General features: G+C 69.4%; 10 protein-coding genes. 5 read left to right on the forward strand and 5 right to left on the reverse strand.

What is annotated here, in order from left to right:
• Positions 1-4: 4 nt before the first annotated feature.
• On the reverse strand, positions 5-1249 hold the full coding sequence (locus AMK26_RS29870) for a site-2 protease family protein (RefSeq protein ID WP_073758330.1): 1245 nt from the start codon (positions 1247-1249) through the stop codon (positions 5-7).
• A 107-nt stretch (positions 1250-1356) separates the two neighbouring features.
• Between AMK26_RS29870 and AMK26_RS29875 the strand changes: the two genes are divergently transcribed.
• Positions 1357-2235 (forward strand): RecB family exonuclease, encoded by an 879-nt coding sequence (locus AMK26_RS29875; protein ID WP_073758332.1) that lies wholly within the window; start codon positions 1357-1359, stop codon positions 2233-2235.
• A 128-nt stretch (positions 2236-2363) separates the two neighbouring features.
• Complete coding sequence (locus AMK26_RS29880) at positions 2364-3035, forward strand: response regulator (protein ID WP_064069109.1); 672 nt, start codon at positions 2364-2366, stop codon at positions 3033-3035.
• Between the two features lie 65 nt (positions 3036-3100).
• Here AMK26_RS29880 and AMK26_RS29885 read toward each other — a convergent pair whose 3' ends face one another.
• The 4 genes from AMK26_RS29885 to metH all read right to left on the reverse strand — a co-directional run bounded on the left by AMK26_RS29885 (position 3101) and on the right by metH (position 11214).
• Positions 3101-4690, reverse strand: coding sequence for an ABC transporter substrate-binding protein (locus AMK26_RS29885; RefSeq protein WP_198944199.1), 1590 nt, complete (start codon positions 4688-4690; stop codon positions 3101-3103).
• Positions 4691-4753: 63 nt separating this feature from the next.
• Complete coding sequence (locus AMK26_RS29890; protein ID WP_073758336.1) at positions 4754-6352, reverse strand: ABC transporter substrate-binding protein; 1599 nt, start codon at positions 6350-6352, stop codon at positions 4754-4756.
• A gap of 480 nt (positions 6353-6832) precedes the next feature.
• Complete coding sequence (locus AMK26_RS29895; protein ID WP_073758338.1) at positions 6833-7534, reverse strand: HAD family hydrolase; 702 nt, start codon at positions 7532-7534, stop codon at positions 6833-6835.
• A 146-nt stretch (positions 7535-7680) separates the two neighbouring features.
• Positions 7681-11214, reverse strand: a complete 3534-nt coding sequence (metH, locus tag AMK26_RS29900; protein WP_073758340.1) for a methionine synthase — start codon at positions 11212-11214, stop codon at positions 7681-7683.
• A gap of 234 nt (positions 11215-11448) precedes the next feature.
• Here metH and AMK26_RS29905 point away from each other — a divergent pair, with 234 nt between their 5' ends.
• The 3 genes from AMK26_RS29905 to glpK all read left to right on the forward strand — a co-directional run bounded on the left by AMK26_RS29905 (position 11449) and on the right by glpK (position 14796).
• Positions 11449-12213: an IclR family transcriptional regulator gene (locus tag AMK26_RS29905; RefSeq protein WP_073758676.1), complete on the forward strand. Its 765-nt coding sequence runs from the start codon at positions 11449-11451 to the stop codon at positions 12211-12213.
• Between the two features lie 232 nt (positions 12214-12445).
• The gene (locus AMK26_RS29910; RefSeq protein ID WP_073758342.1) at positions 12446-13237 is read left to right on the forward strand and encodes an MIP/aquaporin family protein; all 792 of its coding nucleotides are present in this window, start codon (positions 12446-12448) and stop codon (positions 13235-13237) included.
• A gap of 32 nt (positions 13238-13269) precedes the next feature.
• Positions 13270-14796 carry a glycerol kinase GlpK gene (glpK, locus tag AMK26_RS29915; RefSeq protein WP_073758344.1) on the forward strand — a complete coding sequence of 509 codons (1527 nt, stop codon included), beginning with the start codon at positions 13270-13272 and terminating at the stop codon, positions 14794-14796.
• The last annotated feature ends 5 nt before the right edge of the window (positions 14797-14801 follow it).

Below are 14801 nucleotides of genomic sequence, written 5' to 3' on the forward strand. Positions count from 1 at the left end.
GGCTTCAGGAACCCGGACGTGCCATGGCCTGGACGAAGGCCCGCTCGACGTCCGCGGTGGACAGGACGCCGTAGATCTCGCCGGACTCCTCGACCACCAGGTACTCGGTGGCCGGAGTCGCGCGCAGCCGGTCCAGGAGCGCCTCCCCGGCGAGGTCGGCGGGGACCCTCATGCCCTCGGTGAGGTCCTGGGCGAGGCCGCTGACCGCCACCCAGGGGCGGCGGTGCTGGGGGACGCCGACGATCGCCGTCTCACGGACCAGGGCCTTGGGCTCGCCCTGGCCGTCGACGACGACGAGGGCGCGGGCGCCGGCCTCGTTGGCGCGGCGGAGGGCCTCGGAGAGGGGGGTGTCGGACTCGACGGGGACGGCGCGCCGGGTGAGGGTGCGGGCGCGCAGTTCGGGGAGGTGTTCGCGCAGCCGGGCCATGCGGAGGCTGTTGCCGGCGCCGGTCCAGATGATCGCGGCGAGGATGGCGGCGAGGAGCGCGTCGGTGACCGTCTCCAGGCCACTGATGTCCTCGGTCGCGTTGCCGAGGGCGCCGGTGTGGGTGAGCAGCGGGAGGCCGATGAGGACGGTGACGGCGAGGGCGCGGCCGACCCAGGCGGCGGCGACGGTGCCGCTCATGGGCTTGCCGGTGATCTTCCACACGACGGCGCGGAGCATGCGGCCGCCGTCGAGCGGGAGGCCGGGCAGCAGGTTGAAGGCGGCGACGATGAGGTTGGAGATCATCAGGCCGGCGAGCAGGACACCGGGCACGGTGCCGGGCTCGACGCCGTACATCGCGGCGTAGAAGACCCCGGCGAGGACCAGGGAGAGCAGCGGGCCGACGACGGCGAGGACGAATTCGCGGCCGGGGGTCTCGCAGTCCTTCTCGATCTCGGAGACGCCGCCGAAGAACTGGAGCTGGATGCGGCGCACCGGCAGTTTGAAGCGGAGCGCGGCGACGGTGTGGGCCAGCTCGTGCACGAGCACGGAGGCGTAGAAGGCGACCGCGAAGAAGAGGGAGACCAGGTAGCGGGCGTTGCCGAGCTCGGGCAGGACCCGCTCGATCTGGTCGCCGAAGACCCAGGTGATGAGGGCCGCGACCAGGAACCAGCTGGGGGCGACGTACACGGGCACGCCGAAGACGCGGCCCATCAGGATGCCGCCGCCTTCCCGGGTCCGCCGTGGTTTTCCGCTGTCGGGAGCGGCTCCGGCCGGGTCGGACCGCGGGCGGGTGTGCTCGCCGCTCTCGTCGTCCTTGTTCACAGGTTCCCTTCGGTGTGAAGCGTCACACGACGATCATGCAGTGTGGGAGGTTCTGGCGTCGATGGTATGCCGCTCGCTGTCAGTGGCGGGCCGTAGGGTTTGGAACCATGACCACGAGCCCCTCCAGCTCTCCGAGCTCGCCCACCCCTCCGGCCCCGCAGCGGCCGGCCTCGCTCTCGCCGTCGCGGGCGAGCGACTTCATGCAGTGCCCGCTGCTGTACCGGTTCCGGGTGATCGACAAGCTGCCGGAGAAGCCGAGCGCGGCGGCGACGCGCGGCACGCTGGTGCACGCCGTGCTGGAGCGGCTCTTCGACGATCCGGCGGTGGAGCGGACGGCGCCGCGGGCGAAGGCGATGGTGCCGGGGCAGTGGACGCGGCTGCTGGAGTCGAGGCCGGAGCTCGGGGAGCTGTTCGAGGGGGACGCCGACGGGGAGCTGCTGGCGCGCTGGCTGGCGGAGGCGGAGCAGCTGGTCGAGCGGTGGTTCACGCTGGAGGACCCGACGCGGCTGGAGCCGGCGGAGCGGGAGCTGTTCGTGGAGACCGAGCTGGAGTCGGGGCTGCGACTGCGAGGGGTGATCGACCGGGTCGATGTGGCGCCGACGGGCGAGGTGCGGATCGTCGACTACAAGACGGGCAAGGCGCCGCGTCCGGAGTACAGCGAGGGCGCGCTGTTCCAGATGACGTTCTACGCCCTGGTGGTCTGGCGGCTGAAGGGCGTGGTGCCGCGCCGGCTCCAGCTGGTGTACCTGGGCAGCGGTGACGTGCTGACGTACGACCCGGTGGAGGCGGACCTGCTGCGGGTGGAGCGCAAGCTCCAGGCGCTGTGGGACGCGATCGCCCATGCCACCGAGACGGGTGACTGGCGGCCGCGTCCGACGAAGCTGTGCGGGTGGTGCGACCACCAGTCGGTCTGCCCCGAGTTCGGCGGCACTCCCCCGGTGTATCCGCTGCCGATCGTCCCGGCGCCGCGGGCGGACGAGCCGTAGGGGCCGCGGGGGGGGGCGGAGCCGGGGCTTCCGGGTCGACACGGGCACGTGGCGCCGGGACCGGCGGAGTCGGGGCGGGACGGCCAGGGCAGAATGGGCCCGGTCAGCTGAGCCGTGAAGGAGTACCTGTGGCTATCCGCGTCCTACTGGTCGACGACCAGCCGCTGCTGCGCACCGGCTTCCGGATGATTCTGGAGGCGGAGCAGGACATCGCGGTCGTCGGTGAGGCCGGGGACGGCCTCCAGGCTCTCGACCAGGTGCGGGCGCTGCAGCCCGATGTGGTGCTGATGGACATCCGGATGCCCCGCATGGACGGCGTGGAGGCGACCCGGCAGATCACCGGCCCCGGCCGGGACGGACCGGCCAAGGTGCTGGTGCTGACGACCTTCGATCTGGACGAGTACGTGGTGGAGGCGCTGCGCGCCGGGGCCAGCGGCTTCCTGCTGAAGGACGCGCCCGCCAATGAGCTGGTGCAGGCGATCCGGGTGGTCGCGGCGGGCGAGGCGATGCTCGCGCCGAGCATCACGCGCCGGCTGCTCGACAAGTACGCGGACCACCTGCCCTCCGGTGAGGAGCCCGTGCCGGACGCGCTGAACACGCTGACGGACCGTGAGGTCGAAGTGCTGAAGCTGGTGGCGCGCGGGCTGTCGAACGCCGAGATCGCCGCCGACCTGTTCGTCAGCGAGACGACGGTCAAGACTCATGTGGGTCATGTGCTGACCAAGCTGGGCCTGCGCGACCGGGTCCAGGCCGCCGTGTACGCGTACGAGAGCGGTCTGGTGCGTCCCGGCGCCCAGTGACCGGTAGTACGTGAAAGCGGGGTGCCCGACCGGCGTCGGGCACCCCGCTTTCGTATGGGCTGGTATCAGCCCTTCTTGATCTCCCAGAAGCGGAAGACGGTGGACGCGTCCAGCGTCCACTCCAGACCCGTGATGCCGTCGCGGGCGACCGCGTACTGCTTGCCCTGCCACAGCGGCAGGACCGGGAGGTCCTCGGCCACCAGGTCCTGGAGCTTGCCGAAGTCCTCGCCGGCGGCGGTCCGGTCGGCGGTCGCGGCGGTGCGCGGGACGAGCGTGCCGGTGATCTTGCTGTTCTCGTAGTTGTTGTCGAGGACGTTGCCCTCGCCGAAGAACGGCTGCGTGAAGTTGTCCGGGTCCGGGTAGTCGGGGACCCAGCCCTTCACGTAGACGCCGTACTTGCCGGCCTGGATGTCCTTCTCGTACTGGGAGAACTCGACGGACTTGACCGTCGCGTCGAACAGCCCGCTGGTGTTGAGCTGCTTGGCGATCGCCTTGAGCTCCTCGTCGGTGGAGGGGCCGTAACGGCTGGGCGTCGACCAGAGGGTGAGCTTCACCTTGCCGTCGATGCCGGCGGAGCGCAGCGCCTGCTCGGCCTTCTCGGGCTGCGGCTGGTCGCCGTACTCGTTGACGAAGGCCGTGTTGTGGCCGACGATGCCCGCCGGGATGATCGAGTACAGCGGGGTGGTGGTCGACCGGTGGACGTTGGTGACGAGGGCGTCGCGGTCGACGAGGTAGGCGATGGCCTTGCGTACGCCGAGCTTGCCGACGACCGGGTCGTCCACGTTGAACACCAGGTGCTGCACCTCGGCGCTGGACCCCTCGATGACCTCTATCTCGTTCTCGGCCGACGTGTCGGTGGCCTGGATCTCGGCGATGTCGGCCGCGGCGAGGCCACGGTAGGCGACGTCGATGTCGCCCTTCTGCAGGGCGGTGCCCAGAGCCTTGCGGTCACCGTGGAAGAACTTCAGCGTGACGCCGCCGTTCTTCACCTTGGCCGTGCCGCGGTAGTCGGGGTTGGGCGAGAAGACGGCCTCGCCCTCGGTGAACGAGTCGAGCTTGTACGGGCCGGAGCCGACGGCCTTGCCGTCCTCGCGCAGTTCCCCGTCCTTGTACTCGCGGTGGTCGACGATGGAACCCGCACCCGAAGCGATCTTGCTCGGGAAGGTGGCGTCGGGGACCTTCAGGGTGAAGACGACCGTCTTGTCGTCCGGCGTGTCGATCTTGTCGATCGTGGCGAGCAGCGGCGCGGGGCCCGCCGGATCGTTGATCTTCAGCGCCCGCTCGAAGGAGAACTTGACGTCCTCGGAGGTGAGCGGGTTGCCATTGCTGAACTTCAGCCCGTCGCGCAGCGTGCAGCGGTACACCTTGCTGCCGCCCTGGTCGAAGCCGCACTTGTCGGCCGCCTCCGGCTGGGGCACCGAGGCGCCCTTGGGGAAGCTGAGCAGGGACTGGAAGACGTTGTTGAACAGCAGCCACGAGCCCGGGTCGTAACCGGCGGCGGGGTCCGTCGCCAGAACTTCGTCGGACATGCCGACGGTCACCGAACCACTGGAGCCACCGGCGTCGCCGCTCTTCTCCTCGCCGCAGCCGCTCAGCAGGGCGGCCGCAAGCCCCGCGGCGAGCGGGGCCGTCAGCCACTTGTTGTGTGCCTTCACAGGAACCTTGCCTCTGGATCTCATCGCCGGCCGAGCCCGTGTGCGCGGCCGGGTACAGCAGGGTCAGGCGATACCTCGGCCGAGCTCCCAGAGCTGCAGGTCCGAGGAGGTGTTCAGCGCCCACTCGACACCGGTCACGTCGTCGCGGGCGGCGACGTACTGCTTGCCCTGCCACAGCGGCAGCACCGGGACGTCGTCGGCGACGATGTCCTGGATCTGCGCGAAGGCGGACGAGGCGGCGTTGCGGTCTGCCGCGCGGCGCGACTCGGGGAGGAGCCGGCTGCGCGTGGCGCTGTTGACGTAGGGGGTGTTGAGGAAGTTGTCCGCGTCGAGGAACGGCGCGATGTAGTTGTCGGGGTCCGGGAAGTCGGGGAACCAGCCCAGGCCGTACACCGCGTACTCACCGCGCTTCTGGGCGGGGCGGAACTCGGACCACTTGGCGCCTTCGACGGTGACGTCGAAGAGGCCGGTGGCATTGAGCTGGTCGCGCAGCGCCGCGAACTCCTTGGCGGTGCCGTCGCCGTAGTGGTCGCTGGTGTAATGCAGCGTCAGCTTCACCGGGGCGGTGATGCCGGCGTCACGCAGGATGGCGGTGGCCTTCTTGCGGTTCGGCTCGCCGTACTTGTCGAGGAAGGAGTTGGTGTGTGCGGTGATGCTGGACGGGATCAGCGAGTACAGCGGGGTCGCGGTCGCCCCGTACACCTTGCCGGCGAGCTGGTCCCGGTCGACGACGGCGGCCATGGCCTGGCGGACCGCCTTGTCCTTGACGGACGGATCGTCGGTGTTGAAGCCGAGGTAGCGGATCTCCAGGCCGGGAACCTCGGTGACCTTGATGCCGGGCTTGGGGTTCTCGTTGAGGTCCTCGACCTGCTCGGGCGACATCGTCCGGGTGATCATGTCGATGTCGCCGGCTTCGAGGGCCTCGCCCATCGCGCGGGCACCGTCAAAGGACCGCAGCTCGACCTTGTCGTTGCGGAGCTTGATGTCGCCCTTGTAGTGGGCGTTCCTGGTGAAGACGACCTTGGTGACGTGGTCGCCGCTGACCTCGGCCTTCATGGTGTACGGGCCGGAGCCGTCGACCTGGAAGCCGTCGCGGAGCTTCTTGGCCTCGTACTTCTCGCTGCTGACGATGCCGGCGACGGGGGTGGACAGCTTGTACGGGAAGGTGGCGTCCGGGCTCTTCAGGTGGAAGACGATCTCGTCGTCGCCCTTGGTCTCGATCGTGTCGATGTTCGACAGGAGGCCGGCCGCGCCGTTGTCCGACTTGATGGCCAGGGCCCGCTCGATGGAGAACTTCACGTCCTTGGCGGTCAGGGGGGTGCCGTCCGCGAAGACCAGGCCGTCGCGCAGGGTGCAGCGGTAGCTCTCGCTCGCCCGGTCGGTGAAGCCGCACTGGGAGGCCGCCTCGGGCACCGGGGAGCCGCTGCCGCGCGGTACGCGCATCAGGGTCTGGACGGTCTGGCGCAGCACGTTCCAGACGCCGGTGTCGTAGGCGAAGGCCGGGTCGAAGGGGGCGGAGGCGTCCTTGGACGCGGTGAACCGGTCCGTGGTACCGACGACGATGGCGTCACCGCCGGAGCCGCCGCCGGTGCCGCCGCAGGCGACGAGCACGGGGGCGAGCAGGCCGAGCACGGCCGGCAGCACCAAGGTCTTGCGGTTCATTCTGGACGTTCTCCTCATCCGGCACTGGGTACAGCGGTGTGCGGACACTCCGCCGCGTCCGCCCGGTCGGGGCGGAGCGATCGGGCCGGGATACAGAGCGATCGATCCTGTGTTCCCGTGGGCTTGGTGGCCGGACGGGGACACGCGGAAACTGCGGCGAAGTTCTCGGCAAGAGATTAGTAGGCGACGCCACACGTGCAGGAACGGGGCCGAGTTGAGACCGCATCAGACAGTGATCAGTAATGCGGGACCCTCGATCTCTATGCGCCGGAATGATTCGTACACCACTCCACGTATGCGGACACATGGTCATGGAGGAAGTGCCGTGTTCCGGGCATGTGGGCCTTTCCGTCCATGCGGACCGCGACACTCAGAGTGACGAAGGTCACTCTCGAAAAGCCTTTGCCGGGGTAACGGAAAATGCACGGTCAGGTGCGTTGAGTTTTCGCCGCTATTCCGCGTCGCACCCTGGGTGTGCGATCAGTTCATTCGCGTGATCAATGTCCGCAGAAAGCGCAGATCGATCTCTTCCAGCGACCGCACGACGAGACGGCCGTCCGCGGGGGCGATGGGTGCCACGGACGGCACGGCGACCACCCGGCAGCCCGCCGCCTCGGCGGCCGCGACACCGGTGGCGGTGTCCTCGATGACGGCGCATCTGCCCGGCTCGGCGCCGACCCCGCGCGCGGCCAGCAGGTACGGGTCGGGGTGCGGCTTCGTACGGGACACCTCGTCGCCCGCCACGGTGAGCGTGAAGCGGTCGCGGCCGAGCGAGTGCAGGACGCGGTCGATGATGCGGCGGTGCGAGGCGGAGACCAGCGCGGTGGGCACGTTGTGCGCGGCGAGCTCGGCGAGCAGCCGCTCGGCGCCCGGCATGAGGGGGACGCCGCGGCCGATGCGCTGCTCGAAGCGTTCGTTGAGCAGCACGGTCAGCTCGGCGAGGGTGATGTCGGCACCGGTGGCCTCGATGAGGTAGCCGGCGCTGCGGGTCATCGGCCCGCCGACCACCACGTCCCGCCATGACTCGTCGAGGGTGTGACCCAGCTCACCGAAGACCTCGACCTCCGCGTCCCACCAGAAACCCTCGGTGTCGACGAGTGTGCCGTCCATGTCGAGGAAGACCGCCTGCAGGGCGGAGCCCTCGGCCATGCGGGTCAAGGACGCGGGGACCGTACTGGTCATCCGGCACACCTCCATGGAGGGACGAGAAGGCCGATCGCTCTCCCGGTGGGAAGTCTCCTGGGGAGTCCGCTGAGAAATCCCGCTGAGTTCCCACAGGGAAAGCGACCGGCCTGCACTGGACCGACCAGTGTACGTCGTGTCCTGTGTTATCGCGCGTTGAAGTACTTCGCCTCGGGGTGGTGGATGACGATGGCGTCGGTGGACTGCTCGGGGTGGAGCTGGAACTCCTCGGAGAGGTGGACGCCGATCCGTTCCGGCTGGAGCAGGTCGGCGATCTTGGCGCGGTCCTCCAGGTCGGGGCAGGCGCCGTAGCCCAGCGAGAAACGCGCGCCGCGGTACTTCAGCGCGAACATGTCCTCCACGTCCGCCGGGTCCTCGGCCGCGAAGCCCAGCTCGGCACGGACCCGCGCGTGCCAGTACTCGGCCAGCGCCTCGGCCAACTGCACGGACAGGCCGTGCAGTTCGAGGTAGTCGCGGTAGGAGTCGGAGGCGAACAGCTCGGCGGTGGCCTCACCGATCCTCGATCCCACGGTGACGACCTGGAGACCGACGACATCGGTCTCGCCGGACTCCTCGGGGCGGAAGAAGTCCGCCAGGCACAGGCGCCGGCCGCGGCGCTGGCGCGGGAAGGTGAAGCGGGTGCGCTCGTTGCCGCTGTCGTCGAGGATGATCAGGTCGTCGCCCTTGGACACGCAGGGGAAGTAGCCGTGGACGACCGCGGCTTCCAGCAGGTTCTCGGTCTGGAGCTTGTCCAGCCAGCCACGCAGCCGCGGCCGGCCCTCGGTCTCCACCAGCTCCTCGTACGTCGGTCCGTCACCGGTGCGGGCCTGCTTCAGGCCCCACTGGCCCTTGAACAGGGCGCCTTCGTCCAGCCAGGACGCGTACTCCTTGAGCTGGATGCCCTTGACGACCCGGGTGCCCCAGAACGGCGGCGTGGGTACGGGGTTGTCGGTGGCCACGTCGGACCGGACCCCGCTCTCCGGCTCCTGCTCCTCGGCCAGGGCGCCGGCCGTGGGGCGCACCCGGCGCTGCTTGAGCTCGGGCAGGGCGGCCCCGGGCACGCCGCGTTTGACGGCGATGAGCGCGTCCATCAGGCGCAGGCCCTCGAACGCGTCCCGGGCGTAGCGGACTTCGCCCTGGTAGATCTCGTGCAGGTCCTGCTCGACGTAGGCGCGGGTCAGGGCGGCGCCACCGAGGATGACGGGGTAGTCGGCGGCCATGCCGCGCTGGTTGAGCTCCTCCAGGTTCTCCTTCATGATCACGGTCGACTTGACCAGGAGACCCGACATGCCGATGACATCGGCCCGGTGCTCCTCGGCCGCTTCGAGGATCGCGGAGACGGGCTGCTTGATGCCGAGGTTGACCACGTTGTAGCCGTTGTTGGACAGGATGATGTCGACGAGGTTCTTGCCGATGTCGTGCACATCGCCCCGGACCGTGGCCAGGACGATGGTGCCCTTGCCCTCGTCGCCCTCCACCTTCTCCATGTGCGGCTCCAGGTGGGCGACCGCCGTCTTCATCACCTCGGCGGACTGCAGCACGAACGGCAGCTGCATCTGGCCCGAGCCGAACAGCTCGCCGACCACCTTCATGCCGTCCAGCAGGGTGTCGTTGACGATGTCCAGGGCGGGGCGGGTCGTGAGGGCCTCGTCGAGGTCGGCCTCCAGGCCGTTCTTCTCGCCGTCGATGATGCGGCGCTTGAGGCGCTCGTCCAGCGGCAGCGCGGCCAGCTCCTCGGCCTTGCCCGCCTTCATCGACTTCGTGTTGACGCCCTCGAACAGCTCCATCAGCTTCTGCAGCGGGTCGTAGTCTTCACGGCGCCGGTCGTAGATCAGATCGAGCGCGGTGGTGACCTGCTCCTCGTCGAACCGTGCGATCGGCAGGATCTTCGAGGCGTGCACGATCGCCGAGTCCAGGCCGGCCTTGACGCACTCGTCGAGGAACACGGAGTTCAGCAGGATCCGCGCGGCCGGGTTCAGACCGAAGGAGATGTTCGACAGGCCGAGGGTGGTCTGGACGTCGGGGTGGCGGCGCTTGAGCTCCCGGATCGCCTCGATGGTGGCGATACCGTCCTTGCGCGACTCCTCCTGACCCGTGCAGATGGTGAACGTCAGGCAGTCGATCAGGATGTCCGACTCGCAGATGCCCCAGTTCCCTGTCAGGTCGTTGATCAGCCGCTCGGCGATCGCCACCTTCGTCTCGACCGTGCGGGCCTGGCCCTCCTCGTCGATGGTCAGCGCGATCAGCGCCGCACCGTGCTCCTTGGCCAGGGCGGTCACCTTCGCGAACCGCGACTCCGGTCCGTCCCCGTCCTCGTAGTTCACCGAGTTGATCACCGCGCGGCCACCGAGCTTCTCCAGCCCGGCACGGATGACCTCCACCTCGGTGGAGTCCAGCACGATGGGGAGGGTGGAGGCGGTGGCGAACCGGCCGGCCAGCTCCTCCATGTCCGCCACACCGTCCCGGCCCACATAGTCGACGCACAGGTCGAGCATGTGGGCGCCCTCACGGATCTGGTCCCGGGCCATCTCCACACAGTCGTCCCAGCGGCCGTCCAGCATGGCCTCACGGAACTTCTTCGACCCGTTGGCGTTGGTCCGCTCACCGATCGCCATGTACGCCGTGTCCTGCCGGAACGGCACCGTCTGGTACAGCGACGCGGCGCCCGGCTCCGGACGCGGATCGCGCGGCGCCGGCTGCAGCTCCCGCACCCGCTCCACGACCTGCCGCAGGTGCTCCGGCGTCGTACCGCAGCAGCCGCCGACCAGCGACAGCCCGTATTCGCGTACGAACGTCTCCTGCGCGTCCGCCAGCTCGACGGGCGTCAGCGGGTAGTGCGCGCCGTCCTTGCCCAGCACCGGCAGGCCCGCGTTCGGCATGCACGACAGCGGGAGGCGGGAGTGGCGGGCCAGGTAGCGCAGGTGCTCGCTCATCTCGGCCGGCCCGGTGGCGCAGTTCAGGCCGATCATGTCGACGCCCAGCGGCTCCAGCGCCGTCAGTGCCGCACCGATCTCCGAGCCGAGCAGCATCGTGCCGGTCGTCTCCACCGTGACCGAGACGATGAGCGGGAGGTCGACGCCGATGGCGTCAAGGGCGCGGCGGGCGCCGAGGACGGCGGACTTCGCCTGCAGCAGGTCCTGGCACGTCTCGACGACCAGGGCGTCCGCCCCGCCCGTGATCATGCCCTCGGCGCTCTGCTGGTAGGCGTCGCGCAGCTTGAGGTACGGGACGTGTCCGAGGGTCGGCAGCTTGGTGCCGGGGCCCATGGAGCCGAGGACCCAGCGCTGCTGTCCGGTGGAGGAGGTGCACTCGTCGGCGGCCTCGCGGGCGATCCGGGCGGCGGCCTCGGACAGCTCGTACACGCGGTCGGCGATGTCGTACTCCGCCAGCGCGGAGAGGTTCGCGCCGAAGGTGTTCGTCGAGATGCAGTCGACGCCGGCGGCGAAGTACTCGTCGTGGACCGAACGGACGATGTCGGGCCGGGTGATGCTGAGGACCTCGTTGCAGCCCTCGAGGTTCTGGAAGTCCTCGAGGGTGGGGTCCTGTGCCTGGAGCATGGTGCCCATGGCTCCGTCGGCCACGACCACACGGGTGGTGAGGGCCTGGCGGAGGGCTGCGGCTCGGGTCCTGCTGTCAGTGTTCTGAGTGCTGTCAGCGGCGAGGGTCGGCGACGAGGCCATGGAAGTGCTCCCTGGAGTGCGACGGCTGTCGGCTTTGCACCTTCAGGGGAAGGTGCACCGGGCCAGAGTAACCGCGTACCCGCCGGGGTGGACATTTTGTTCCAGAGGTTGGACGGCATGCTGGAGCGGCGGCGTCCGGTCGCACGGGTGCTCGGGGGGTTCCTCGATGTGGCTCATGGTCGGCAACGACCGATAGTGTTCAGCATTGTCGAACTGAGGGAGAAGGGCCGGGCGATGCCGAAGAACATCCAGTCGCTGGAACGTGCGGCGGCGATGCTGCGACTGCTCGCGGGCGGGGAGCGCCGTCTGGGCCTGTCGGACATCGCGTCGTCGCTGGACCTGGCGAAGGGCACGGCGCACGGCATTCTGCGCACTCTGCAGGCGGAGGGGTTCGTCGAGCAGGACGCGGCCTCCGGCCGCTACCAGCTGGGCGCGGAGCTGCTGCGCCTCGGCAACAGCTACCTCGACGTGCACGAGCTGCGCGCCCGCGCCCTGGTGTGGACGGACGACCTGGCCCGCTCCAGCGGTGAGAGTGTCCACCTCGGGGTGCTTCACCAGCACGGCGTACTCGTCATCCACCACGTCTTCCGCCCCGACGACAGCCGCCAGGTCCTGGAGGTCGGGGCCATGCAGCCGCTGCACTCCACGGCCCTGGGCAAGGTGCTGTCGGCGTACGACCCGGTGGCGCACACCGAGGCGCTGGAGGTGGAGCGCGAGGCGTTCACCCCGCGCACCGTCACGGACCTGGAGGACTTCGAGGCCGTGCTGGACATGACCCGGGCGCGGGGCTGGGCGGCGGACGTGGAGGAGACCTGGGACGGCGTCGCCGCGGTGGCCGCCCCCATCCACGACCGGCGCCGGATGCCGGTCGGGGCGGTGGCCATCACGGGCGCCGTGGAGCGGGTCTGCAACGGCGGTGAGCTGCGCCCCGAGCTGGTGGCGGCGGTACGGGACTGCGCCCGCGCGGTCTCCCGCGACCTGGGCGCCGGGCGATTCTGACGCCACGCGCGCATCATCGGTAACGAACGCATTTCGGCCAACAGAACTCTTGACGTCACGTTTATGCGGGGGCAAAACTGCCGTGCATCGGTCGGCATTGTCGAACACCTACCGGCAATCACGCTAGAGTGTGGCAATGCCAGAGGCCGGTTAACGCCCTCACCTGAGGGCGCGGACCACCGGAGGGACCCGGGGTTCGCCTTCCCCTGGACGAAGGACAAAGGAGTCGCGGGTGTCCAGCTCCGACATCTTCATCGGCGAGATCATTGGTACCGCCGTACTCATCCTGCTCGGCGGTGGCGTGGTCGCCGCCGTCGTACTCAAGCGCTCGAAGGCGCAGAACGCCGGCTGGCTGGCCATCACCCTCGGGTGGGGCTTCGCGGTCCTGACCGCCGTCTACATGACCGGCTCCCTCTCCGGCGCGCACCTCAACCCGGCCGTCACGGTCGGCATCGCGGTCAAGGACGGGGACTGGAAGAACGTCCCCGTCTACTTCGCGGGCCAGCTCCTCGGCGCCATGATCGGCGCGGCCCTGGTCTGGATCGCCTACTACGGCCAGTTCCACGCGCACCTCACCGATCGCGAGATCGTGGGCGACCCGGCCGACAAGGCCATCGAGGGTCCGCACAACGAGGCCGCGAGCAAGGCCGGCCCCGTCCTCGGTGTCTTCTCGACCGGCCCCGAGATCCGCAACGTCTGGCAGAACCTGGCCACCGAGATCATCGGCACGCTCGTACTGGTGCTCGCGGTCCTCACCCAGGGCCTCAACGACAGCGGCAAGGGCCTGGGAACCATCGGCGGCCTGATGGTGGCCCTGGTCGTGGTCGGTATCGGCCTCTCGCTGGGTGGCCCGACCGGCTACGCCATCAACCCGGCCCGTGACCTCGGACCGCGCATCGTGCACGCCCTGCTCCCGCTGCCGAACAAGGGCGGCTCCGACTGGGGCTACGCCTGGATCCCCGTCGCCGGCCCGCTGATCGGCGGAGCCCTCGCCGCGGGTATCTACAACATCGCGTTCGCCTGAGCCGTCCTTCTCACAGACTTAACGGAGCAACCGTGACCGACGCACACACCACCGGCCCGTTCATCGCGGCCATCGACCAGGGCACCACCTCCAGCCGCTGCATCGTCTTCGACCGCGACGGGCGCATCGTCTCCGTCGACCAGAAGGAGCACGAGCAGATCTTCCCCAAGCCCGGCTGGGTGGAGCACGACGCCGCCGAGATCTGGACCAACGTCCGGGAAGTCGTCGCCGGCGCCATCGAGAAGGCCGGGATCACCTCGGCCGACGTCAAGGCCATCGGCATCACCAACCAGCGCGAGACCACGCTGCTGTGGGACAAGAACACCGGTGAGCCCGTCCACAACGCCATCGTCTGGCAGGACACCCGCACCGACGCCCTCTGCAAGGAGCTCGGCCGCAACGTCGGCCAGGACCGCTTCCGCCGCGAGACGGGCCTGCCGCTCGCGTCGTACTTCGCCGGTCCGAAGATCCGCTGGATGCTCGACAACGTCGAGGGGCTGCGCGAGCGCGCCGAGCGCGGCGACATCCTCTTCGGCACCATGGACTCCTGGGTCATCTGGAACCTCACGGGCGGCGTCGACGGCGGTCACCACGTCACCGACGTCACCAACGCCTCCCGCACCATGCTGATGAACCTCCACACCATGGAGTGGGACCAGAAGATCCTCGAGTCCATGGGCGTCCCGGCGGCCGTGCTGCCCGAGATCCGCTCCTCCGCCGAGGTGTACGGCCACGTCAAGGGCGGCGTCCTCGACGGCGTCCCGGTCGCCTCCGCGCTCGGCGACCAGCAGGCGGCCCTGTTCGGCCAGACCTGCTTCGCCGAGGGCGAGGCCAAGTCGACGTACGGCACCGGCACCTTCCTGCTGCTGAACACCGGCGAGAAGATCATCAACTCGTACTCGGGTCTGATCACCACCGTCGGCTACAAGATCGGCGACCAGGCCCCGGTGTACGCCCTGGAGGGCTCCATCGCCGTCACCGGCTCGCTGGTGCAGTGGATGCGCGACCAGATGGGCCTGATCAACTCCGCCGCCGAGATCGAGACCCTCGCCTCCTCGGTCGAGGACAACGGCGGCGCGTACTTCGTACCGGCCTTCTCCGGCCTGTTCGCCCCGTACTGGCGCTCCGACGCCCGCGGTGTGATCGCCGGCCTGACCCGGTACGTCACCAAGGCGCACATCGCGCGCGCCGTGCTCGAGGCCACCGCCTGGCAGACCCGCGAGATCACCGACGCCATGACGAAGGACTCCGGCGTCGAACTGGCCGCGCTCAAGGTCGACGGCGGCATGACCTCCAACAACCTGCTGATGCAGACCCTCTCGGACTTCGTGGACGCGCCCGTGGTGCGCCCCATGGTCGCCGAGACCACCTGCCTCGGCGCCGCCTACGCCGCCGGCCTGGCCGTCGGCTTCTGGCCCGACACCGACGCGCTGCGCGCCAACTGGCGCAGGGCCGCCGAGTGGACCCCCCGCATGGACGCTGACAAGCGTGACAGCGAGTACAAGAACTGGCTCAAGGCCGTCGAGCGGACCATGGGCTGGATCGAGGACGAGGAGTAAATCGA

It is taken from the genome of Streptomyces sp. CB03234, from assembly GCF_001905885.1.
Classification (GTDB): Bacteria; Actinomycetota; Actinomycetes; order Streptomycetales; family Streptomycetaceae; genus Streptomyces.